Consider the following 24783-nt stretch of genomic DNA (forward strand, 5'->3'; position numbering starts at 1 on the left):
ATTTAATGTATTAATTTTATATTGATATAGCTCTTTTAATTAGTTTGGGGTATTTTAATGGTTGATTCTTCTTATATGTACGCTTCTGGTGCTTTTGTTCCTAGAGTTTCTTATTCTAGGTCGATTGATTTAAAAGATTCTTTATTGGATTTGGTTAAGGTTCAAAAAGAATCATATGATTCTTTTACTCCTAAGAATAAGGGTAATGAAAGACTTGAAGTTATCTTTCATACAATCTTTCCAATAAATGATCCTTTGCGTAGGGCTACTATTGAGTTTATAAGTTGTAGGGTAGATGATCCTAAGTATGATGAATCTGAGTGTATAAAGCGTGGTGTAACTTTTTCTGCTCAGGTTATTGCTTCTATACGTCTTGTTGTTATGCAGGATGGTATTTCTCTTGATGAATATAAATCGATTAAAGAGAGTGGAGATCATTCTAAACTTGCAACCGTTGTAAAATCTATAGAAGAGCAGAAAGTCCACTTTTGTGGGTTGCCTATGATGACTGATAAGGGCACTTTCATCATTAATGGTGTGGAAAAAGTTATCGTCTCACAAATGCATAGGTCTCCTGGTGTATTTTTTGATAGCGATAAGGGAAAAACTTACAATTCTGGTAAATTGATCTATTCTGCTAGAATTATTCCTTATAGGGGTTCTTGGCTTGATATTGAATTTGATGTTAAAGACCATTTGTATTTTCGTGTTGATAGAAAAAGAAAATTGCCAATTTCAGTTTTATTAAAGGCGTTGGGTCTATCAAATAATGATATACTCGATAGATTTTATGAGAAAATAAAGTATGTAAAACATAAAGATGGTTGGAAAGTGCCTTTTGTTCCTGATAAATTTAAAGGAGTGAGGCTGCCTTTCGACTTAATGGATATTGAAGGTAATGTGCTGCTTAAAGCTAACGTTCGTATTACCTCAAGACTAGCTAAAAAGCTATATGATAATGAATTGAAAGAGTATCTGGTTCCTTTTAATTCTATATGTGGTTTATTCCTCGCAGAAGATTTAATGGATAGTGCTAGCTCTACGAAAATTTTATCTGCTGGTGAATCTATAAAGCTGGAAGACATAAAGAAGCTTGAGTTATTATCTGTAGATGAAATATCAGTGTTGAACATAGATAATTTGTTTGTTGGACCTTATATATTAAATACGCTTTTCTTAGATGAAAACATGTCTTATCAGGATGCACTATATGAAATATATAGAGTTTTGCGTCCTGGTGAAGTTCCTGTTTTAGAGATAGTAGAAGAGTTTTTCCGTAATCTTTTCTTCAGTCCGGAATATTATGATTTGTCTAACATTGGTAGGTTGAAGCTTAACTCTTACCTTGGATTAAATTATGATGAGGATTTAACTGTTTTAACGCATGAAGATATTATTGAAATTGTGAAAAAAATAGTATTGTTACGTGACGGTCAAGGATCTGTAGATGATATTGATCATTTAGGAAACAGAAGAGTAAGATCAGTTGGAGAGTTTATAGAAAATCAATTTAGAACTGGGTTGTTGAAATTGGAACGCGCAATAGTTGATTCTATGTCCACTTCTAGTTTAGATAAAGTTTCTCCATCTGATTTTATTAATCCAAAAGTGTTAACTAATGTCTTAAGAGATTTCTTCAATTCTTCTCAATTATCTCAATTTATGGATCAGACTAATCCGTTATCTGAAATAACACATAAAAGAAGGTTATCCGCGTTAGGTCCTGGCGGTTTAACAAGAGAACGGGCAGGATTTGAGGTGCGTGATGTTCATCCAACTCATTATGGAAGAATTTGCCCTATTGAGACTCCTGAAGGGCAAAATATAGGGTTAATCAACAGCTTAGCTATATACGCGCGTATTAATAAATATGGTTTCATTGAAAGCCCTTATAGAAAAGTAGTCAATAGGGTTGTTACTGATCAAATTGAGTATCTTTCTGCTATAGACGAAGGCTCACATCATATAGCTGACACTAGCGTAAAGCTTGATGAAAATAATTGCTTTGTTGATGACATGCTATACTGTAGATATGCTGGTAGCTTCGTCATGGTAAGTAGCGACCAAGTTAGTTACATTGACGTATCTCCTAAGCAGGTAATATCAGTTGCAGCTTCCTTGATTCCATTTTTAGAAAATGATGATGCTAATAGAGCATTAATGGGCTCAAATATGCAACGTCAGGCCGTACCTTTATTGAAGCCTACCGCTCCTCTGGTTGCTACTGGTATGGAGTCTTTTGTAGCTTCTGGCTCTGGTGCTGTAGTTTTAGCAAAACGCGATGGCATAGTTGATAGTTCTGATAGTAACTCTATAGTTATACGTGCTTTTGATAAAGAAAGGGTTAACTACTTGGACGTAGATATTTATCATCTAAGGAAATTTCAGCGTTCTAACCATAATACTTGTATTAATCAAAGACCGCTAGTGTGCGTAGGTGATTATGTTAAAAAGGGTGATGTAATAGCTGATGGTCCTGCAATTAACAGTGGTGAGTTGGCGCTTGGTAAAAATTTGCTAGTCGCTTTTATGTCTTGGCAAGGTTATAATTTTGAAGACTCTATTATTATTTCTAGTGAAGTTGTTAAAAAAGATCTCTTTACTTCTATTCATATAGAAGAATTTGACTGTGTTGTACATGATACCCCTTTAGGATCAGAAAAAATAACTCGTGCTATACCTGGTGTTAATGAAGAAAATCTATATCACTTGGATGATAGTGGTATAGTGAAAATTGGTACAAGAGTTGGTCCAGGCTATATTCTGGTAGGTAAAGTTACACCTAAACCTTCTCTTTCATTGCCTCCTGAAACGAAGTTATTAATGACAATTTTTGGTGAAAAGTCATTCGATTGTGCGGATTCCTCTTTATATACATCTCCAGATGTTGAAGGGACAGTAATTGATGTACAAGTCTTTACACGCAGGGGGGTTGAAGAAAATGAAAGGGCATTACTCATCAAACAAAAAGAGATAAATGACTTTGAGGAAGAGCGAGATTATATAATCAATGTTACTAGTGAATATTTCTATGATGAACTGAAGAAACTTCTTATTAATTCTGGTTCTCAAGATCGAGAAAAATTTGACTCTATTGAACGTGAGCAATGGTGGGGTATAGGATTAAAAAACCAATCCATTTCTGAGCAAGTTAAGAGCTTAAAAAAAGATTTTGATGAAAAAGTATCACATGCAATAGCACAGTTTAAGCGAAAAGTAGAAAAATTACATGAAGGTTATGACCTGCCTCAAGGTGTGTCGATGTCAGTAAAAGTTTTCATTGCTGTGAAACATAGTCTGCAACCAGGGGATAAAATGGCTGGTAGACATGGAAATAAAGGTGTGATTTCTCGAGTTGTGCCAGTGGAAGATATGCCTTATTTGGAAGATGGTACTCCTGTTGATATTATTCTTAACCCTCTTGGTGTTCCTTCACGAATGAATGTAGGGCAAATACTGGAAACGCATGTAGGTTGGGCTTGTAGAAAATTAGGGGAAAAGGTAAGTAATATTCTCGATGAGATCAATAAGATCAAAAGTGCTTTTTGCAAGGGAATTAGGTCCCTTAACGATGATAATTTTACACAATTTGCAGTAGCATACCTTGATAATAAAAAAATTGAAAATATTGATGATGATGAAATAACGGCTTCTGTTTTAAATACACCTAATAAGAATGCACTAAATGACGAGTTGAATGAGTTAGTAGAGAACTATTTGAACTCTTGTAAAAGTTCATACAGCAATTTACGTAACTTCCTGATTGAGGTTTATAGCTATGGCAGTAACGTATCTATCTGTAATGATATTCGTAATATTAGTGATAATAATCTCATTGAATTTGCACGCAAATTACGTGATGGCGTTCCTGTTGCTGCACCTGTATTTGAGGGTCCAAAAGATGAACAAATAGCAAAATTATTTGAACTTGCTGGTTTAGATAACTCTGGACAAGCTGTATTATATGACGGTTGCAGTGGTGAAAAATTCGACCGCAAGGTTACAGTTGGTTACATGTACATGCTTAAGTTGCACCACTTGGTTGATGGTAAAATTCATGCGCGTTCAGTAGGGCCTTATAGTTTGGTTACTCAACAACCTCTTGGAGGAAAATCTCATTTTGGTGGTCAGCGTTTTGGTGAAATGGAATGTTGGGCATTACAAGCCTATGGTGCTGCTTATACTTTGCAGGAAATGTTAACTGTGAAGTCTGATGATATTAATGGTAGAGTTAAGATTTATGAATCGATAATAAAAGGTGACAGTAATTTTGAATGTGGAATTCCTGAATCCTTTAATGTGATGATAAAAGAACTACGTTCTTTATGTTTAAATGTAGATTTAAAGCAAAATGATGTAGTGATTGAAGATATATCTCACACTAACATTGCACAACCTTTTAATGAGGTTAGCATATCGATTGCTAGCCCTGAAAGTATTAAGCGTATATCTTGTGGTGAGATAGAAGATGTTTCAACTGCAAATTATCGTACGTTCAAAGTTGAGAAAGGTGGATTATTTTGCCCTAAGGTTTTTGGCCCTGTCAATGACGATGAATGTTTATGTGGAAAATACAAAAAAAGAAGACACAGAGGTCGCATATGCGAAAAATGCGGAGTAGAAGTTACATCTTCTAAAGTAAGAAGAGAAAGGATGGGTCATATAGAGCTTGCATCTCCTGTTGCTCATATATGGTTTTTGAAATCGCTTCCTTCAAGAATTGGAGCATTATTGGATATGTCTCTCAGAGATATTGAGAATATTTTATATAGCGATAATTATATCGTAATAGATCCTCTTGTTTCGCCTTTTGAAAAAGGTGAGATTATTAGTGAAAAAGCTTATAATGAAGCTAAAGATAGCTATGGGATCGATAGTTTTGTAGCTATGCAAGGTGTTGAAGCTATAAGAGAGTTGCTAACGCGCCTTGATTTACATGAAATTAGGAAGGATTTAAGACTAGAATTAGAATCTGTTGCTTCTGAGATAAGAAGAAAGAAAATTATAAAGAGATTGCGTATTGTTGAAAACTTCATTAAATCTGGAAATAGGCCTGAGTGGATGATACTTACAACTATACCTATTTTACCACCTGATTTGCGTCCTTTGGTATCGCTTGAGAGTGGTCGTCCTGCAGTTTCTGATCTGAATCATCATTATAGGACTATTATTAATAGAAATAACAGGTTGAGGAAATTGTTGAGCTTAAATCCTCCTGAGATTATGATTCGTAATGAAAAAAGGATGTTACAAGAAGCAGTTGATTCTCTTTTTGATAATAGTCGTCGTAATACTTTGGTAAATAAAGCTGGTGCTGTTGGATATAAAAAGTCCATTAGTGATATGTTAAAAGGAAAACAGGGTCGTTTTCGCCAGAACCTCTTAGGAAAAAGGGTAGACTACTCTGGACGTTCTGTAATAGTTGTTGGTCCAACTTTGAAACTAAATCAGTGTGGATTACCAAAAAGAATGGCTCTTGAACTATTCAAACCTTTTGTTTACTCAAAGCTTAAGATGTATGGTATGGCTCCAACTATTAAGTTTGCTAGTAAGTTGATAAGAGCAGAAAAACCAGAAGTTTGGGATATGCTTGAAGAGGTAATAAAAGAGCATCCTGTTTTGTTGAATAGAGCGCCTACGCTACATAGACTTGGTATTCAGGCTTTTGAGCCAATCCTTATTGAAGGCAAAGCAATACAGCTTCATCCGCTTGTCTGTACGGCGTTTAATGCTGATTTTGATGGTGATCAAATGGCAGTGCATGTGCCAATTTCATTGGAAGCTCAGCTTGAAGCTAGGGTGTTGATGATGTCCACTAATAACGTTTTAAGTCCTTCTAATGGCAGACCGATTATAGTTCCTAGTAAAGATATAGTACTTGGTATATATTATCTGACTTTACAAGAACCTAAGGAAGATAATTTACCATCTTTTGGTGCTTTTTGTGAAGTTGAGCATTCCTTGAGTGATGGTACTTTACATATTCATTCTAGTATAAAGTATAGGATGGAGTATATTAATAGCAGCGGTGAAACTCACTATAAAACTGTTTGTACAACTCCTGGCCGTTTAATATTATGGCAAATTTTTCCTAAGCATGAGAATCTAGGCTTCGATCTAATAAATCAGATATTAACAGTCAAGGAAATAACTGGTATAGTTGATTTGGTATATCGTAACTGTGGTCAAAGTGCTACAGTGGCATTTTCTGATAAATTAATGGTACTTGGCTTTGAGTATGCCACATTTTCTGGTGTCTCTTTTGGTCGTTGTGATATGGTTATACCTGAAACTAAAGCTACACATGTTGATCACGCGAGGGGTGAAATTAAGAAATTCTCTATGCAATATCAAGATGGGCTAATAACTAGAAGTGAGAGGTATAACAAGGTTATAGATGAATGGTCTAAGTGTACGGATATGATAGCTAATGATATGTTAAAAGCAATATCTATATATGATGGAAATAGTAAGTACAACTCAGTGTATATGATGGTTAACTCTGGTGCAAGGGGTTCTACTTCACAGATGAAACAGCTAGCAGGAATGCGAGGGCTCATGACCAAACCTTCTGGTGAGATTATAGAAACACCTATAATTTCTAATTTCCGTGAAGGATTGAACGTATTTGAATACTTTAATTCTACTCACGGTGCGCGTAAAGGTTTAGCTGACACTGCACTTAAAACTGCAAACTCTGGATACTTAACTCGTCGTTTAGTTGATGTATCTCAAAATTGCATAGTTACAAAGCATGACTGTAAAACAAAAAATGGTCTTGTTGTGAGAGCTACAGTTGAAGGAAGTACTATAGTTGCATCTCTAGAGAGTGTTGTGCTGGGTAGAACAGCTGCAAATGATATATATAACCCAGTGACAAAAGAATTATTAGTAAAAGCAGGGGAATTAATTGATGAGGATAAAGTAAAGCAAATCAGCATTGCAGGTCTTGATGTTGTAAAAATTAGATCGCCTTTAACTTGTGAAATAAGTCCTGGTGTATGTTCTTTATGTTATGGAAGAGACCTTGCAACTGGTAAAATTGTTTCAATAGGTGAAGCAGTTGGTGTTATAGCTGCTCAATCTGTTGGAGAGCCAGGTACTCAGTTAACGATGCGTACTTTTCATATAGGTGGAGTAATGACTAGAGGCGTTGAATCCTCGAATATTATAGCTTCTATTAATGCTAAAATAAAGTTAAACAATAGTAATATAATTATAGATAGAAACGGAAATAAAATTGTGATAAGCCGTTCCTGTGAAGTCGTGTTGATTGATAGCCTTGGTAGTGAGAAGTTGAAGCACAGTGTACCTTACGGCGCTAAGCTTTATGTAGATGAGAGTGGGTCAGTAAAAATTGGCGATAAAGTTGCGGAATGGGATCCTTATACATTGCCTATTATCACGGAGAAGACTGGTACAGTGTCTTATCAGGACTTAAAAGATGGAATTTCGATCACTGAAGTGATGGATGAATCTACAGGAATATCAAGCAAAGTAGTAAAAGACTGGAAATTGCATTCTGGTGGAGCTAATTTACGTCCTCGTATTGTGCTGCTTGACGATAATGGTAAAGTAATGACACTCGCAAGTGGCGTTGAAGCATGTTATTTTATACCAATCGGTGCAGTGCTCAATGTACAAGATGGCCAGAAGGTTCATGCAGGTGATGTTATTACAAGAACACCAAGAGAGTCAGTTAAAACTCGTGATATTACTGGTGGTTTACCGAGGGTTATAGAGTTATTTGAAGCACGTCGTCCTAAAGAGCATGCTATTGTTAGTGAGATAGATGGCTATGTAGCGTTTTCTGAAAAAGACCGTAGAGGAAAACGCAGTATATTAATTAAACCTGTAGATGAACAAATTTCTCCAGTTGAATATTTGGTATCAAGAAGTAAGCATGTAATAGTCAATGAAGGTGATTTTGTACGTAAAGGTGATCTATTGATGGATGGTGACCCTGATCTCCATGATATTTTACGTGTGCTTGGGTTAGAAGCTTTAGCGCACTATATGATTTCTGAAATACAGCAAGTTTATAGATTGCAGGGTGTTCGTATAGACAATAAGCATTTAGAGGTGATCTTAAAACAAATGCTACAAAAAGTGGAAATTACTGATCCTGGTGATACTATGTACTTGGTTGGCGAAAGCATTGACAAGCTGGAAGTTGATAGGGAAAATGATGCTATGAGTAACTCTGGCAAACGGCCTACTCATTATCTTCCTATTCTGCAGGGGATTACTAGGGCAAGTCTTGAAACTAGCTCCTTTATTTCTGCTGCCTCTTTCCAAGAGACAACAAAAGTACTTACAGAAGCAGCATTCTGCGGGAAGAGTGATCCTTTAAGTGGATTAAAAGAAAATGTTATAGTAGGAAGATTAATTCCTGCTGGTACAGGTTTGATTATGAATAAGATCAGAGCACTTTCACTTTGTGATAATGTGGATAAATATGAAAAATATTTTGATATTGAAACTTATGACGAGGAATGGTTGATGGATAATGGTTGTCATTTACACTCTGGTGAGGAAGAGAGCGTAGTGGCATACGATCAGTCGAATTGAGTACAGCTAGTGTGTCTCTTGACCAAAAAAGCCAATAATATTTTCTTTCACTTCTGTGCTATCTGTCATGTTATTTACTCTCACACGAAATTCAGATGAGCCTTGAAGCCCGCTACTGTACCAACCTATGTGTTTGCGGGCCATCTTTATTCCTGTGTCATTTCCATAGTACTCAAGAATATTGTCGTAATGCTCGAGTATGATGCTTAATCTCTCTGAAGCTGTTGGCTCAGAAGTTTCACTTCCACTGAGAAAGTTCATTGCTTGATTAATCAGCCAAGGTTTACCGTAGGCACCACGACCTATCATCACTCCGTCTGCTCCAGATTCTTTGAGAGCATTCTGAATATCATTTAAATTTTTAATATCGCCATTTACTATAACTGGAATTTTCACTTGCTCTTTAACATTTCTAACGAATTTCCAATCTGCTTGACCATTATAAAGCTGCGCTCTTGTTCTTCCATGCACAGTGATCATTTTTGCTCCTAAGTCTTCGGCAATTTTCGCAAGTCTCGGGGCATTGCGATTTTCATCGTTCCATCCAGTGCGCATTTTTACTGTAACTGGCACATTCACTGCCTTGACTACAGCTTCAATTATTTCAGCAGCCTTTTTTTCATCACGCATTAGTGCTGATCCTGCATAACCGTTTACAACTTTCTTAACAGGGCAACCAAAATTTATATCTATAATTTTAGCTCCCATATCCTCATTCAATTTTGCAGCTTCTGCCATAACATTCGGTTCGCATCCAGCAAGCTGAACAGCAGTTAATGCATCGACTTTTGCTTTTTGCAAACTCTGGCGAGTTTGCATAATCATAGCTCTGCTTGCAATCATCTCTGAAACTAACAAACTTGCACCAAGTTTCTTCACAATACTTCTAAACGGATAATCAGTCACTCCAGACATTGGAGCTAAAATAACTGGAGAATCAATTGTCAAATTTCCTATTTGGAGGGGCATAAGGTCAATGGTAATTTTTCATTGATTACATAATGCAACACAAACTTGCATTCTCCCTTGAAATAGAAGACTGAGATGTTTTCGTCCTTGGCGGACGCTTACGATTTCTTAGATCTTCCTTACATTTCTCATCTTCCATAAGCGCTCTTGTAAATTCTTCTCTTTTCTCATTCAAATCAAATTTATATTCTGATAACTTTTTGTCAATTTCGTCAAATGATTTGTCTTCGTTAAGCATTTGTGTAATTTTATGAGCATTTTCTAACGCAAATATTCCACAGTTATACCCGTCACTTTGCTGCTTAGTTGGGGAAATTCTTATGTCTAATACCCATTCCTCTTTTTGCAGTTCTCTTTTAACAATATTTAGCACATTATCTGGCAATTGATTACCAAATGAGTCACAGTAATAAGCTCTAAATTTTTTATCACCTGCATCAGGTTTAATAACCAAAGTTACCCAATGATTATTGTTAATATGAAGAACCGAAGTAAATATCAATTTAGAATTTTGTTTGAATTCACCTCTATAATTCTGAAGAAATTCTTTTGTGAGTTCGTCCCAACCATTAGAATAGCTAGGGGCAAGAAAATAGACATTATTATTACTATATTCACTTTGTGAGTACCCATATACAACTCTTGCAATATGTGTAATGTCATTATCATCTAACCAGTAACTATAGTTTTTTCTGTTTGTCTGATGCACAAGAGTGTCCAAATCTTCGTGAAACTCTTTACCACCCAAACCACTATCCAAAGAGCTTCTACGACTACTGTTCCTTGAATTGGGTTCACTTCCTGGTACAATACCACTATCTCCATCTTGAGTTTTTTGCTCACCTTGACTTGCTCTTTTTCCATTAATATAGTTCTTCGCTAAGTAAAATAAAGGTTCAACAACCATTTTGTATGCTACTGTAAGAATTATTCCCATTAAAACCCAAACTACGGGGTTAGAGATGAGCATAGCAAGTGGAAAGGTCAATAGAGGGGATCCTATTACCGCCCCTAAACAGCCAGCAGCGAATGTGGCTGCTAGGCATACACAAGTAGCGTAGATAACGAATTCCTCACCAGCAAAGTCAGTGCTCTCTTTCTGATTATTTTTTGTAATACCCAACATACTACACCCTATGAACGCTAAGTTAATTAAATTTTAACAAATTCTAACAAAAAAATCAACCATAATAATTTTAGTAGTATGAGAATATATTGAATATTAAGAGCTTTTGGAGTACAGTAACAATGTTAGTAATAGCACAATATATGCACGATATAGAATATATACGCAAAAACCCTGAAGGATTTGAAAAGGCAATGAAAAGCAGGGGAATTAGAGAATCTACTGCGGAAGAGATATTAGAAATCGATCACGAGAAAAGATCATTAACCACTAAACTGCAGGATTTGAATAGGCAGCGCAATGAAATCACAGAGGAAATAAAAAAGCTTAAAATGAGCAAGAGCCCCTGTGAAGAGCAAATAGAGTTGTCAAAAAGCATCACAAATGAGATAGAGGCAATCAGCTTAAAAGAACAAGCAGAAAAGGATAAGTTAGTGAATGTTTTATCTAACTTGCCGAATATTCCTGCGCAAGATGTGCCAATAGGCGCAGATGAGAACTCTAATTTAGAGGTGAGAAGATATGGAGGAAAAAGACAGTTTGATTTTGTACCAGAATCTCATTATGAACTCGGAGAAAAATTAGGTTTAATGGACTTCGAACAAGCGGCGAGAATTTCCGGATCAAGATTTACGATATTAAAAGGACAGTTAGCTAAGCTTGGACGAGCGCTAATAAATTGTATGCTTGAAATGCATGTTAATGAATTTGGCTATACTGAGGTGTACCACCCGGCTTTGGTGAAAAACGAAGCTATGTATAATGTTGGTCAGCTACCGAAATTTTCTGACGATTCGTATTTAACTACCGACGAATTGAGGTTGATTCCCACAAGTGAAGTGTTTTTAACAAATTTAGTTGCTGACAAAATAATGGAAGAAAAAGAACTGCCTATTCGCTTTACTGCATATTCGGAGTGCTTTCGTAAAGAAGCAGGTAGTGCAGGTCGCGATACCAGGGGCATGATAAGGCAACACCAATTTGGTAAAGTGGAGTTGGTAAGCATCACAACTGAAGACCAATCAAATGATGAGCTTGAGCGTATGACGAGTGTTGCTGAAGAGATATTAAAAAAATTAGAATTGCCATACAGAGTAATGCTGCTTTGCAGTGGCGATATGGGTTTTGCTGCACAAAGGACTTATGACATAGAGGTATGGTTACCTGGGCAAAATAAATATAGAGAAATATCAAGCTGCTCAAATTGTGGTGCATTTCAAGCAAGAAGGATGAACGCTAAATACTCTTCAGAAACTGATAAAAAGATGAAAAAATATATTCACACTTTAAACGGCTCAGCTTTAGCTATAGGAAGAACGATTATTGCCATAATGGAGAATTATCAAAATTCTGACGGGTCGATTGCAATACCAAACGTGTTGCAAAAATACATGAGTAATGATACTGTTATAAGCAAATAATAATTTTGACATATAGAAAAGCGAGGAAATAAAGATGAAGGTTCTGGTTATAGGTTCTGGTGGGCGTGAGCACGCTCTACTTTGGGCTCTAAAAAAATCTCCTATCTTGACTGAGTTATATGTAACTCCTGGTCGCCAAGCTATGAAAGATCTTGGGGCTCTTGTGGATGTAAATATTCAAAATTCAGTGGATGTTACACAATTTTGCAAGAGAGAAAATATAGAGTTGGTTGTTATTGGTCCAGAACAACCAATAATTGATGGGCTTGCTGATGATTTAGTTGCAGAGGGAATAAATGTTTTTGCTCCAAGTCAAGCAACTGCAAAACTTGAGGGATCGAAGTCTTTCACCAAGGGACTATGTAAACGATATGGTATACCAACTGCCAAGTACGAGTGTTTTGTTGATGAAGGGTTAGCTAAAGATTTTGTACGTAGCAATAAAATAAAGTTTCCACTTGTAGTGAAAGCAAATGGAATTGCAGCAGGAAAAGGGGTGGTTATATGTAATACAGAAAGCGAAGCTTTTTCAGCAATAAATTCAATGCTAGTGGAGAAAAAATTTGGTGAATCAGGTGAAGAAATAATCATAGAAGAGTTTTTAGTTGGAGAAGAAGTAAGTTTTTTTGCTCTTATTGATGGGTTGAAAGTAGTAACTCTTGGGTGTGCAAAAGATTATAAGAGAGTTGATGAAAGTAATGAAAGCCAAAATACTGGAGGTATGGGGTCGTACTCATCACCTTCAATTATAAGTAAGGACATGGAGCAAAAAATTATCCAAAAAATAATATACCCTACAGCTCAAGCATTGGTTAACATGGGTACGCCTTATAAAGGAGTACTCTTTGCTGGTTTAATGATTTGCAAAGATAGCCCAAAACTTCTCGAGTATAACGTTAGATTCGGTGATCCAGAAACGCAATCTATATTACCTAGATTTGATTCAAATTGCGATTTGTTAAAATTGATGTTGTCAGTTGCAGAAGGAAAGTTAAATGTCAAAATGGTGGAACTTAACAACAAATCTACAGTTTGTGTAGTTGTTGCAAGTAAAGGCTATCCGGGTGATTATCAAAAGGGAGAAGTAATTAAAGGATTAGATAAGATTGAAAGCATTCCTGGTGTGTTGGTGTTTCATGCTGGTACTAAATTCGATGAAAGTGGTAACTTAGTTTCCGATGGCGGAAGAGTGCTAAATATAGTAGCAGAAGGGAGCACTATAGAGGAAGCCAAAAGTAAGGTGTACTCAGCATTAAATTTTTTAGAATGGCCAGGGGGCTTCTTCAGATACGATATCGGTAGTTAATGTTAGCTGTCGGTTAGCAGGTGGTTCACAGAAACGAAAAACTTCCTTGACAAACTCCGCCAGCCCCCTTATCATGAAACTGAAGCTATTGTATTTGCTTTCGCCAATCTGCAGATTAAAAGGTAAGGATTACTTAATGTATCGGCGTCTTATGTTCAATTTTTTGCAGTATATAGATACTGTATGTCTTTACAAAACTTCATCTACATCTAGATTTTTATCTAAATAAGCTGAACGCGCTTATAAAGCGTTACAAGACATCAAAAAATGCCAATACTCGACAGAGATAGTAAAAGACTAGCTAACTCGGGGATTCTTTGTCTTTTTTTCTGCTTGGTAAATTTCTTAAACATTTGCAGCATAGGTTAGTTGCAATTAAAAGCAGCTAAATCTTGCTTGTCAAGCGTTTAAAACATAAAAAACGCCAATATTTTAAAGCAGATAATAACCCCAGGGCTTCTTTTGCCTTTTTTTTCATTTGGTAAATTTCTTAAATATTTATGGCTAAACGACAATCGTCATCCCGCAGCGGGATCTAGAGATACCGCGGCGGTATGACGTAGGGAAACCTTTCTTGGGTTAGCTATAAAACTAATCAGCATCTTGTTTAGCACATATAAATTAAGTTTCATAAATATAGTGTTAAACCTTGAAAATATGTTATAGCTACTTCTTCCAATTTAGTGGTGGGTTTTAACAGTACACATGTCGCTTTACTATCTACCAACTCAATCACCATAGAAGCTACAGTCATTACTTTGCATCCACTTATATTCCGTACTTTAACATTTGTTCTACTTTCTATAGGAAGCTTTACCCCCCCTACATCATTACGTACAGCAGTATGATTTATTTCATTTTTAGTTCCACTACTATGCTGCAACAAGATATCCCCATTAACTTTTATTTCAACATTTTTGTCACTACTACCATTGTTAAAATTTAATCCCTCATCTCTTCTACTTTGTCTTTTTTCTTTTAATTTTAATTCAGTTTCTCTTTTATCAAGGGTAGGAAATGGGATGTGAGTTTTTTCCTGACCATCTTGATTTATAGCTCTTGTTGTATTAAAAGCTTCGTTGCTTTTACATGATATTGTATAAGTAAGTGGTGTGTAGATTTTTTCTTCACTATCTGGATATTTTATAGTTATTGTTGCATTAAGAATGTCTTTCAGAATATCGTTTTCTCTAGCTATGTCTAAAATTTCTTGAATAACTTTGCGATCATGTAATGCGGCAAGTAACTTATCAGTTACTTTTTGATTATTTTTATGTTTTATGGTTATTGTTGTGTTAAGAATGTCTTTCAGAATACCGTTTTCTTTAGCTACTCTTAACATTTTCTCAACAGCTATACTATCTTTACGTAGTATAGCATAAGCAAGTGGTGTGCAAGTTTCTTCCTGACCATCTGGATATTTTATAGTTGTTGTTGCGTCAAGAATGTCTTTCAGAATACCGTTTTCTTTAGCTACTCTTAACATTTTCTCAACAGCCATACTATCTTTACGTAGTATAGCATAAGCAAGTGGTGTAACAGTTACTCTCCGACCATCTGGATATTTTATAGTTGTTGTTGCGTTAAGAATATCTTTCAGAATACCGTTTTCTTTAGAGACTTTTAAAGTTTCTTCAATAGTTTTGCTATTTTTACATAATATGGCATAAGTAAGTGGTGTGCAAGTTTCTTCCTGACCACCTGGATATTTTATAGTTGTTGTTGCGTCAAGAATGTCTTTCAGAATACCGTTTTCTTTAGCTACTCTTAACATTTTCTCAACAGCTATACTATCTTTACGTAGTATAGCATAAGCAAGTGATATAATAGTTGGTTCTTTACCCCGATGTTTGCTTACTTCCGTAGTAAGAATTCTTTGTTTTTCCTTTTCAGATATTTTTTCTAGTTCTTCAGCAATGCTACTTTCTTTGCCTTCTATTTTTGATGCTAATTTTAAAATACTTTTTTCATCTTTCTCTTTCAATTTCGAATCGTTTACCTGATGAGTCATTTTTTTTCTCAAGGTCTTTCTTATTAAACTAAGCATAACATTTTCTCTCTTCGTGGTTATAATATTTGCTTTTATGAATCAGTTGTGTTGATAATGTATTAATTGCATAGTTCAGACATTGTTTTATAAAGTAAAATTTTAGTAGACCACCTTACAAGAACGTTTCTTGCTAATTCTGAATCCGAAAAAAGGACGCAGTAAAGTTATTTGTAAGGGAAGAATGAAACTTGTAGCTATAGCTAAACTGACTTACGATAATTTGAAAAACCGTCATCCCGCTGCTTGTTAGCGGGATCTAGAGATACCGCGGCGGTATGACGGTTCGCAGTGGTATGACGGTTCGCGGCGGGATGACGATAAGCTCGTCATCCCGCTACATTAATATTGTATTAATAAAAACTTAATAATAATCCTTAATAATATATGAACTAACATGTTCGCAATTTCGTATGACAGAGGAAACAAAAGATGGATATGCTTCCTTATACGTTGCAATTCAGGAAGGTAATATTGAAGCTGCAGAACTACTAATAAAGTGTGGCACAAACGTCAATGATCATTATGAACGCAATCGTACGCCACTGCATATTGCCATCGGACGCAAACAATTAGAAATAGCAAAATTGCTGATAAAAAATGGAGCAAACGTTAATGCAAAAACTCAAAATCATGGTAAAGATGATCTAACACCAATGCACTTTGCAGTTTTTGCAAATACGCCAGAATTTATAGAATTACTAGCTAGCCATGGTGCATTGATTAATGAAAGAGAAAGCACCGAAGGGTATACTCCTCTTCACTTTGCTGCTTTGTATGGGAATAAAAATATAATACAAGCCTTAATTAATAAGGGGCAAAATATCGAAGATGTGGACAATAATGGGCGAACAGCTCTGTTTTTAGCTGCTAGGCAGTGCACTGAAGCGGAAGATGATAGCAGAATAGAAATTATCAAGTATTTGATAGACAAGCTCAAAGCAGATGTAACAAAGAAAGACAATAATAACAATGCAGTACTCTTTCCTGCCGCTAATAATTGCCCTGGAAAAGTGGTAGAATTCATCATTGAGCAATGTATAAAAATCTTTGAGTTAGAGAATTTTATCAACCACAAAAATAATGATGGAATGGATGCTTTGGATATTGCGCTGAATAGTGGAAACGAGAAAGCTATTGAAGTATTAAGATCATATGGAGCAGATATCAAGAATAAGGCAGATGGTAGCACTCAAAAAATTACTGCAGAAAAACCAAGTAGTACCCTAGACAGAGCAGAAAGTGCAGAGGTAGCGCCTCCAATTAAGCAAAGAGTATAAAGCTTTTTATAAAGCGATTATAAATTTCAGTAAGTTGCAGAGGCTCTACAATGGGAAGTGTAGTATGTTAGCAGATACAAATGACTAGATAAATTATATTTCATTAAAGTCATTTATCTTGAAACATAAGCAGGATTTTGTATAGTTGTTTCAATTTGGGTCTGTATATTGAAACAACGCGTGAAAATGACAGGTCATTGTACAAGAGGTACCTAATTCACCGACAAGAATGCTAGATAAAGACACTTACATTTCAATTATTTCACAATTTCTGTATAATCTTAAAAACTCAATTAGTGCGTTATGAAGATAATAATAGGTAATGCTAGTAAGGAATTAGGGGAATCAGTAGTTAACCGGCTAGATGTTCAACCATCCTCTGCTTGGATATCAAAGTTTACCGATGGTGAGGTAAATGTAGAAGTAGCAAATGATCTATATAATCAAGAAGTATATATAATACAATCTCTTTCTCCCCCTGTGAATGATAATCTTATGGAGCTTCTGCTTATAATTGATGCAGTAAATAGATTAGGAGCCAAAAGGATAGTAGTAATTATCCCTTATTATGGATATAGCAGGCAAGATAGAATTATCAAGAACAATAATGTGCAGTCTGCTTTAAGTGCCAAATTAGTTGCAAATCTTATTCAAACTGCAGGTGCAAGTAGTGTTGCAGTTATTGATTTGCACTCAAGTCAAATTGAAGGATTCTTTGATGTACCGATAACTAATTTGAACTGCTTTGAAGCATTTGTTGACTCTATACACACGGAAAATTTGGCAATTGTTGCACCTGATGTTGGAGCAATTGGTAGAGCACGTGCTTTTGCAAAGACTTTAGAGGAAAAGTACAAGATAGGGTTAAGTGATAAGATTATTGTAGTAGATAAATATAGGGAGAAAGCAGGCACATCTCAAGTAATGAACATAATAGGAGAAGTTGCAAATAAAAATTGTGTCATTGTTGATGATATAGTTGACTCTGGTGGAACATTGTGTAATGCAGCTCTTGCTTTAAAAGGCCACGGAGCAAAGTCCGTAATTTCATGCATCACACATGGCGTGCTTTCAGGAAGTGCAGTTGAGAAAATCTCTTCCTCTTCTTTAGATAAATTAGTGATTACGGATACCATACTTCACAAATTTGAAAAAACTGGTAAAATAGAAGTTGTTTCGGTCGTAGATATTTTAACTCACTTTATCCAAGGAGGTAAAGATGCCAGCTAAGTCAACAGAAGACGTTATTACTTCACTAATAGAATTTGCAAATAAGAGAAAAATAACAATTACCAAAGAAGAAATGCTTAAAATTGCACAGCTTGTAAGGATTAAGTTATCAAATGACGAGATTGATCACTACTCCAAAGAACTGACAATGCTGGATTGGATACATGATACTTTATTGCAAGTTAATACTGAAGGTGTTTCTCCTATGCGTTATGGCAGCATAGACAAGGACATTCATGTACGCGATGATGTTATAAATTCTCAAAACATTAAAAAAGAGATATTGTCCAATACAAAACCTGAGCATGGGTATTTCGTAGTGCCAAAGGTTATAAGCAATTAAAGTAAAATAAGGCTCATATCAAATCTATAATAGATCTACTTTCAAAAATAAGACCAATCCGGTAAAGAAGCATTTGTGGGAGTGGAAACCATTTTTTGATTTTTCTTTACTAAGTCTACTAAATATAGTTTAGAGTTGCTTGGTGATTCTGTTCTTGTAAAAATGATTTCTCTACCATTTGGTAACCATGCCGGGGATTCAATTTTATGCCCCTCTGAAAGCAGACGTTCTTCTTTGCCATCTGGCTTCATAACTCCTATGTAAAATTTTCCTGACTGAATCTTTGTAAAAGCTATCAGATCTCCTTTTGGCGACCAAACAGGCGTAGCATATCTTCCACTTCCAAAACTAATTCTTTTAGGTTTTTTACTTTTGTTAGTAAAATCGATAACGTACAGTTGCTGACTCCCACTTATATCAGAACTAAAAGCCATATACTTTTGATCTGGAGAAAAAGAGGGAGAAGTGCTTATAGCTGAACCTTTAGTAATTTTTTTTGTTCGTTTACTACTTAAATCCAAAGATAATATATTCGTTTCACCACCCAATGAGTGGGAAATTAAAAGAGATTTACCATCGGGAGAAAATCTTGGTGCAGAAACAACTCCTTCAAATGCGCTGATTATTGATTCAGTGTTATCTTTTAAATTTTTTAATATTATATAACTTTTACCATTTGCGTACGAGATATAAACAATGCCCTTTCCATTTGGTGAGAATCTCGGTGTTGACACAAATCTATCGCCATTTGTTAAGTATTTTATATTACTTCCATCTTGATTCATCACAGCAATTTTACGCACAGATTTGTAGTTGCTATCTTTTTCTTCAGCGATATACGTGATTTTTGTGTTGAAGTGCCCTTTCTCACCAATTAATCTATCATGTATCACATCCGAAACGAGGTGACCAATTTTTCTCCAGTCTTTTGCTGGAAAAACAACTGACTGAGTAAGTAATTCTCTTTTTGTAAAAGCGTCAAATAAACGAAATGATAGCTCTAATGCACTACCAGATATTTCGCTTAAACTTACTGTGACTACAGTATCGCTTTTCCAAGATTTAGATTCAGCTTCCGCGCCACGTTTTACATTAAATAAGCCACAATTAGATAAATTTGTTCCTATTACCTTTGCAATATTTTCGCTTAATTCGCTTTCCAACGCTGTTTTACATGTACATTTAGATACAACAAGACCAATGTTACCAACACTGCTTTTTTTTATATCAACATATAAAGCAGCTTTTGTAAAATAAGGAATAAATAACGAAATAAATAACACCAGATGAACGAATAGCTTCATTCATTTCATACCTGTTCTATCTGAACCTCAATTATAGGTCTTTTTAGTAAATATTCCTTTAAGATACTCAATATTGAACTTTCAATCTTATTTTTAATTTTTTTTGTTGGCTGCAAACTAAACAACGACTCAACTTTCTTGACAATTTTCTGTATGGTAGCTGCATCTTCTAGCACTTCAAAAACACCAGGTACAAATACTTTTGGTTTAGCAAGCAATTTATTTTTCTTGTTTACAACTGCTGTTACCACAATAACTCCGGCATCTCTCATTCTTTTACGCATTTTTATAACACTGCTCTCCGGATGACGTAGCAACATACCATCAATACCAAAGTAGTCAACATCAATTGAATCAACCTTTTCTCCGTTCTCCAAATTAACAATATCACCTGGTGCAATCATTATTGCTTTTGCCACACCGCACTCTTTAGCAAATTTTACATGTGCATGCGTGTGAATATATTCGCCGTGAACTGGAATAGACATCTTCGGTTTTATTAAAGAATACATTTCCTTTAGCTCTTCTCTTGTTGGATGCCCAGAAGCATGAACATGCTCTGTTTTTTCAGTAATAACTTCTACCCCCATCTCAATAAAGGCATTGAGCATGTTGTGCGCACGAGTTTCATTTCCAGGAATGATTTTTGACGAAAAGATCATGGTATCACCTTGCTGCATTTTAAATGCTTGATGACTCTTAGCAGCAAGTCTTGCGGTAGCTGCCAGTGGCTCACCTTGACAACCTGTGCAAAGTAGCACCAGTTCTTCCCTTGGAAAATTTACTGCTTCCTTTGCTTCAAGAAACTGAGGAGAATCAGTTAAATAACCACTATCTTGCGCAACTTTCACTATTCTCCATAAAGATCTACCAAGTAAAACTACTTTTCTATTTAGTGCTTTTGCAGCTTGGCTTATCGTTTCAATTCGTGCCACATTTGAAGCGAATAGCGAAACAGCAACTAATTTTTTAGACCGCTTTATTATGTTATAAATATTATTATAAATTTCACCTTCTGACTCAGGGTGATGCTTGCTTAATATATTGGTTGAATCGCAAATTGCTGCAAGCAGGTCACCTTTATCGCCAATTTCTTTTAGACGCTCCATATTAGAAGTTAATCCAACAACAGGTTTTGGATCAAATTTCCAGTCTCCGGTATGGAGTGCACTACCCATTTCAGTGCTAATTAATATTGAATTTGCCTCAGGAATTGAATGAGTTACATTTATAAACTCGACGGTAAAAGGACCCAAATTTATGCTGCCATTTATGTCTACCTCTTTCACAGGCACTATACCTTCCAATCGAAATTCTTTTAGTTTCTCTTTAAGAAAATTAACCGTAAACTTTGTTGTATATATGGAGCACTGCAACTCTTCCCACAAGTGGGGCACTGCACCGCAGTGGTCCTCATGTGCATGTGTAATTATTATTCCAAGTAAATCTTTTTTTCTTTGAGCAATAAAATCTATATCAGCAATGAGCAGCTCAACACCTGGTATAGTTTCATCTGCAAAACCAACACCAAGGTCGATCATAATCCACTTACCTTGGTAATGATATAGGCTAACATTCATCCCGATTCTTCCTACTCCCCCAAGCGGAAGAAATAAAAACTCATTTTTGTTTATATTCATTAAATTTAAATTATTAAAACCTGAGAATAGCAAAACTTCGACCTTAAATAAAGAAATTTATTGCTTTTACATAGTTTTAAGGAACTAAGAAGTTTCTGTTGGCTAATAATAACACTATTGTTAAGTTTTCCATTAATAAGGTCAAAGAATTGCAGGATTAAATGAAAACCCGTAAACAGTTACCCCTTTATGTCATTTAGCAGATTTCTTATTTTTTTTTTACTTTACTAAAAAACCCTTCAGATTGCTGTTGTACACTTGCATTTTCCTCTTCTTCAAGCGCTTTTAATAGTTCAATTTGCTTTTTAGTTAAATTTTTTGGATTTAAAGTCTCAACTATTACCTGTACATATAAATCACCACGAGCATGTGAGTTCATATATGGCATACCCTTTTCCCTACAACGTAGTTTGGTACCAGTTTGAGTGCCTTCAGGGACCTTTACTTTTATTTTAGCTCCATCAATTGATTGAATATCGATTTCACCACCAAGCACTGCTAGTGTCATTCTTATAGGCACTTTACAGTGTAAATCTGCTTTATTTCTAGCAAAGATTTTATGGAAAATTATTTTCACGTATACGTATAAATCTCCACTTTTTCCACCTTTTGTTCCAGCTTCTCCTTTACCACTTATCCTTACCTTAGCTCCTTCTTCTATGCCTTTTGGAATTGAAACGGATATATTTACTTCATCTCTTCTACGTCCACTTCCACCACATTTCTTACATTTGTTTTGTATTATTTCTCCTTCCCCATAGCATGTAGTACATGTTCTTTCGATGGTAAAAAAGCCTTGTTGAGTTCTAATCCTACCGCTTCCCTGGCATGTGTGGCACTGAACTGGTTTAATTGCTCCTTCGCCACCTGTGCCTTGGCATGTATCACATTTTACATTTGTCACATAATGTATAGGCGCTTGTATTCCTTTAAATGCATCTTCTAAGGTAATTTCAAGATCATAACGTAGGTCTGCTCCAGATACTCCTGTTGTACTTCTTTTTGCTCTCGATCTACTTGCACCACCACCGAATCCTCCACCAAAGAAGTCATTGAATATGTCGCTAAAATCTCCTGCAGAGCTAAAGCCTTGAAATCCACCAGAAGCACCTTCGTGGCCATAACGGTCATAGCCTGCCCTTTTCTCAGAGTCAGACAGAACTTCATATGCAGCTGTTACTTCTTTAAATTTTTCCTCTGCTTCTTGATTGCCAGGATTTCTATCAGGATGATATTTTAACGCTAATTTTTTATACGCTTTTTTTATCTCATCAATACTGGCATTTCTGCCTACTTCCAGTAGCTCATAGTAGTCTTTTTTGCTCATATATAATAGTTTAGTGCTTAACCTTTAAAGATAGGTATTGCATATATTAATTTCAAGTGTGACTTCTGCTTCCTATAAAATGTGGTGCACCCTGAGCGACTTGAACGCCCGACCTTTTGATCCGTAGTCAAATGCTCTAATCCAACTGAGCTAAGGGTGCTTTCATAAAGTTAACTTTAGCAGATTTTGTGGCTTGATTCAATTAATTTGGCTAAAAATAAAACTATTGATTTCTATCATACGTGAACCCCTCACAATTCTCAAACTGCCGTTTCGCATTAGAATTATCAAATTCACTACAAGGAGGAGCAGTTGGAGTAGTATTAGGATCTTGAGAAAAGTAAGGAGGTGGTGCATCATAACGAGAAGAATCTCCATAACCATGCCCTTGTCTAAGACAGCTATCTACCGCTCCTTTAGCTTTCTCGATATTTTCTGATTCTTCCTCATGCTTCATATGAAAAGCTAAACCACCAGCAAAACATACGAGAGAATTAACGCCAAGGATAGCTAAACCCCACACTGGTAAGACTGGGTAAACAGCACAAGCTACCAAAGCTGCCAAAGAAACAACGCCAACCGCAAATTCTATATTTCTGAACGTTTTAAATTTACTATCCAGGTAATCTATTTTTTCTTCTTTTCTAGCCACTTTTCTGCTGCTGTTATACCAAAAACACATACCAGCATGGAAAGCAACACACACAACTGCAGCTACTATACCCAAAGCTAATAGCTTTCTACTGTCTTCTGATTCTTTTTTATTAGACCTCTTTCGAAACTCATATAGACAGCTCAAAATTGTGAATTCCTGCTATTAAATTGAATCTCAAGCCAAAACGTTTTCTCCGATTGCGGTATCTGTCTGCAATAATTTTGAATCTTTTTAACAGACCAATTACATTCTCAACTACTACTCTTTTGCTTGCTAGCTCCCGATTTTCTACCTTTTTTTCCTTAATTAAGGGACTCTTTTTCATCCTTCTGTGTGGCAACTCGACATTTTTGTGAATTTTCTGAAAACCTCTATAGCCAGCATCGGCTAAAACTTTTATACCTTCTGATACATGCACTTTTGACTCCTTGAAAAGCCGAAAGTCATGCTTTCTCCCGTTTGAAAATGACGTACAAATAATTTTCTTGCTCTTCTTTTCTGCAATTATTTGTGTTTTTAGCGTATGTTTTTTCTTCTTTCCTGAATAAAATCTTTTCTGCTTTTTTTTGGTCTCTCTACAGGTGTTTCCGTTGCATCAATCACCAAAATCTCATATTTCACGTCGCTTTTTAGGAGTTCTTTTCGTCCTGGCAATGCGAAATCTTGGTGTTGTATTAGAGTATCCTCTACCCATTTTACAGTTTTATATGCCGTACTTTCACTTACTCCATAACTTTGACTTATGTGAAAATATGTACGGTATTCTCGTAAGTATTCTAATACCATGAGCAGCATATTCTCCTCGTTTAGCTTATTTTTCCTTCCTCCTTTGGCTTTCTTTTTTTTATTTTCTTCACATAAAATCCCTACCATTTTGTTAAATGTTGATCTCTTTACTCCTGTTAGTCGACGAAACTCCCCTTTATCGAGCTCTTTCACTATTTCATACTTCATTTCTCCTTACCTCAAAATTACTATTTTTACTGCTTTATCCTAGTTTCGAAAGAAGTCTATTCTCTTTTCTCCCTTGATGAGTGGTATTACCATTGTTAATATTCGTTATATTATTAACCGTAGTGTGACCACGTCCACCGAATAAAGAATCCATCCAGCATTGTAATAGCAAATAATCCCAAAAGTCTAAACCTCTATTGTGTACATGTATATGTGTAATCTGAGAGCCTGTAGGTTGTGCGTTATTCCCTGCGTTATATTGATCATTTCTGCTTCCTGTATCGTGCCTATTGCTTGAATTTGGATGTGTAAATTCTTCATACACATTTTTAAAATTCTCCTTGCTCCAAGTTAAATTCGGTGTATTATTACAATACTGTAGAAACCCTTCAATATTATTATTATTACCTAATTTCTTTATATAGGCTAACGCATACCTTTTTAAAACACTATCACTTGCTACCATAAATACCCTCTTAAGTTAAGATTAAATTAATAAATATTTATTATAACAAGATAACATCTACTTGTCAACTTGAGCCTGATTCAAGTATCCGTTCAGAGTGTGGCAGAAGAACTTATTCAAATAAAGTAGGTGGTAAAATATAAA

15 protein-coding genes and 1 tRNA gene are annotated in these 24783 nt (G+C 35.6%); 6 read left to right on the forward strand and 10 right to left on the reverse strand.

Translation table 11 applies throughout. The features are described 5' to 3' along the window. The first annotated feature begins 57 nt into the window (after positions 1–57). On the forward strand, positions 58–8571 hold the full coding sequence (locus ACICQD_RS01320; RefSeq protein WP_264329621.1) for a DNA-directed RNA polymerase subunit beta/beta': 8514 nt from the start codon (positions 58–60) through the stop codon (positions 8569–8571). A 6-nt stretch (positions 8572–8577) separates the two neighbouring features. On the opposite strand, the gene dusB is transcribed toward ACICQD_RS01320, so the two are convergent. Together dusB and ACICQD_RS01330 are read right to left on the reverse strand one after the other, a co-directional pair. Then, positions 8578–9540 (reverse strand): tRNA dihydrouridine synthase DusB, encoded by a 963-nt coding sequence (dusB, locus tag ACICQD_RS01325; protein ID WP_213862743.1) that lies wholly within the window; start codon positions 9538–9540, stop codon positions 8578–8580. A gap of 25 nt (positions 9541–9565) precedes the next feature. Then, a complete protein-coding gene (locus ACICQD_RS01330) occupies positions 9566–10666 on the reverse strand; it encodes a Ulp1 family isopeptidase (RefSeq protein ID WP_395461489.1) in 1101 nt (366 codons plus the stop codon). Positions 10667–10809: 143 nt separating this feature from the next. On the opposite strand from ACICQD_RS01330, the gene serS reads away from it, so the two are divergent. Then, positions 10810–12087 carry a serine--tRNA ligase gene (serS, locus tag ACICQD_RS01335; protein ID WP_038198549.1) on the forward strand — a complete coding sequence of 426 codons (1278 nt, stop codon included), beginning with the start codon at positions 10810–10812 and terminating at the stop codon, positions 12085–12087. Between the two features lie 34 nt (positions 12088–12121). Next, the gene (gene purD, locus ACICQD_RS01340; RefSeq protein ID WP_395461490.1) at positions 12122–13393 is read left to right on the forward strand and encodes a phosphoribosylamine--glycine ligase; all 1272 of its coding nucleotides are present in this window, start codon (positions 12122–12124) and stop codon (positions 13391–13393) included. A 628-nt stretch (positions 13394–14021) separates the two neighbouring features. On the opposite strand, the gene ACICQD_RS01345 is transcribed toward purD, so the two are convergent. Continuing rightward, complete coding sequence (locus ACICQD_RS01345) at positions 14022–15440, reverse strand: hypothetical protein (protein ID WP_395461491.1); 1419 nt, start codon at positions 15438–15440, stop codon at positions 14022–14024. Positions 15441–15853: 413 nt separating this feature from the next. Between ACICQD_RS01345 and ACICQD_RS01350 the strand changes: the two genes are divergently transcribed. The 3 genes from ACICQD_RS01350 (at position 15854) to gatC (ending at position 18293) form a co-directional block, all read left to right on the forward strand. Beyond that, positions 15854–16720, forward strand: coding sequence for an ankyrin repeat domain-containing protein (locus tag ACICQD_RS01350; protein ID WP_395461492.1), 867 nt, complete (start codon positions 15854–15856; stop codon positions 16718–16720). 303 nt (positions 16721–17023) lie between these two features. Then, the gene (locus tag ACICQD_RS01355) at positions 17024–17950 is read left to right on the forward strand and encodes a ribose-phosphate diphosphokinase (protein WP_209473167.1); all 927 of its coding nucleotides are present in this window, start codon (positions 17024–17026) and stop codon (positions 17948–17950) included. After that, a complete protein-coding gene (gatC, locus tag ACICQD_RS01360) occupies positions 17940–18293 on the forward strand; it encodes an Asp-tRNA(Asn)/Glu-tRNA(Gln) amidotransferase subunit GatC (protein WP_010962323.1) in 354 nt (117 codons plus the stop codon). The genes ACICQD_RS01355 and gatC overlap by 11 nt, the downstream gene beginning before the upstream one ends. Positions 18294–18334: 41 nt before the next feature. Here the strand turns inward: gatC and ACICQD_RS01365 are convergent, their stop codons facing one another. From ACICQD_RS01365 to ACICQD_RS01395, 7 genes are all read right to left on the reverse strand, one after another. Next, positions 18335–19597, reverse strand: a complete 1263-nt coding sequence (locus ACICQD_RS01365; protein WP_006279726.1) for a Tol-Pal system protein TolB — start codon at positions 19595–19597, stop codon at positions 18335–18337. Between the two features lie 5 nt (positions 19598–19602). Continuing rightward, on the reverse strand, positions 19603–21237 hold the full coding sequence (locus ACICQD_RS01370; RefSeq protein ID WP_395461810.1) for a ribonuclease J: 1635 nt from the start codon (positions 21235–21237) through the stop codon (positions 19603–19605). Positions 21238–21445: 208 nt separating this feature from the next. Further along, a complete protein-coding gene (gene dnaJ / locus ACICQD_RS01375) occupies positions 21446–22564 on the reverse strand; it encodes a molecular chaperone DnaJ (RefSeq protein WP_174515787.1) in 1119 nt (372 codons plus the stop codon). A gap of 82 nt (positions 22565–22646) precedes the next feature. Then, positions 22647–22724, reverse strand: a tRNA-Arg gene (locus ACICQD_RS01380). 63 nt (positions 22725–22787) lie between these two features. Beyond that, on the reverse strand, positions 22788–23363 hold the full coding sequence (locus ACICQD_RS01385) for a hypothetical protein (RefSeq protein ID WP_395461493.1): 576 nt from the start codon (positions 23361–23363) through the stop codon (positions 22788–22790). After that, positions 23347–24173, reverse strand: a protein-coding gene (locus ACICQD_RS01390; protein WP_395461446.1) for an IS5 family transposase whose coding sequence is annotated in 2 segments (ribosomal slippage) — positions 23347–23786 and positions 23786–24173 — 828 coding nt in all. Because the reading frame shifts where the segments join, the coding sequence is not laid out codon by codon here. Before ACICQD_RS01390 ends, ACICQD_RS01385 begins: the two co-directional genes overlap by 17 nt. A gap of 34 nt (positions 24174–24207) precedes the next feature. After that, on the reverse strand, positions 24208–24639 hold the full coding sequence (locus tag ACICQD_RS01395) for a hypothetical protein (RefSeq protein WP_395461494.1): 432 nt from the start codon (positions 24637–24639) through the stop codon (positions 24208–24210). Positions 24640–24783: the final 144 nt, after the last annotated feature.

This window comes from Wolbachia endosymbiont (group A) of Therophilus tumidulus, from assembly GCF_964277345.1.
Taxonomy (GTDB): domain Bacteria; phylum Pseudomonadota; class Alphaproteobacteria; order Rickettsiales; family Anaplasmataceae; genus Wolbachia; species Wolbachia pipientis.

Bases quoted from the DNA above. Each gene is read 5' to 3' on its own strand.
- ACICQD_RS01320 (WP_264329621.1), top strand. From the start codon at position 58: ATGGTTGATTCTTCTTATATGTACGCTTCTGGTGCTTTTGTTCCTAGA.
- dusB (WP_213862743.1), bottom strand. From the start codon at position 9,540: ATGCCCCTCCAAATAGGAAATTTGACAATTGATTCTCCAGTTATTTTA.
- ACICQD_RS01330 (WP_395461489.1), bottom strand. From the start codon at position 10,666: ATGTTGGGTATTACAAAAAATAATCAGAAAGAGAGCACTGACTTTGCT.
- serS (WP_038198549.1), top strand. From the start codon at position 10,810: ATGCACGATATAGAATATATACGCAAAAACCCTGAAGGATTTGAAAAG.
- purD (WP_395461490.1), top strand. From the start codon at position 12,122: ATGAAGGTTCTGGTTATAGGTTCTGGTGGGCGTGAGCACGCTCTACTT.
- ACICQD_RS01345 (WP_395461491.1), bottom strand. From the start codon at position 15,440: ATGCTTAGTTTAATAAGAAAGACCTTGAGAAAAAAAATGACTCATCAG.
- ACICQD_RS01350 (WP_395461492.1), top strand. From the start codon at position 15,854: ATGACAGAGGAAACAAAAGATGGATATGCTTCCTTATACGTTGCAATT.
- ACICQD_RS01355 (WP_209473167.1), top strand. From the start codon at position 17,024: ATGAAGATAATAATAGGTAATGCTAGTAAGGAATTAGGGGAATCAGTA.
- gatC (WP_010962323.1), top strand. From the start codon at position 17,940: ATGCCAGCTAAGTCAACAGAAGACGTTATTACTTCACTAATAGAATTT.
- ACICQD_RS01365 (WP_006279726.1), bottom strand. From the start codon at position 19,597: ATGAAGCTATTCGTTCATCTGGTGTTATTTATTTCGTTATTTATTCCT.
- ACICQD_RS01370 (WP_395461810.1), bottom strand. From the start codon at position 21,237: ATGAATATAAACAAAAATGAGTTTTTATTTCTTCCGCTTGGGGGAGTA.
- dnaJ (WP_174515787.1), bottom strand. From the start codon at position 22,564: ATGAGCAAAAAAGACTACTATGAGCTACTGGAAGTAGGCAGAAATGCC.
- ACICQD_RS01395 (WP_395461494.1), bottom strand. From the start codon at position 24,639: ATGGTAGCAAGTGATAGTGTTTTAAAAAGGTATGCGTTAGCCTATATA.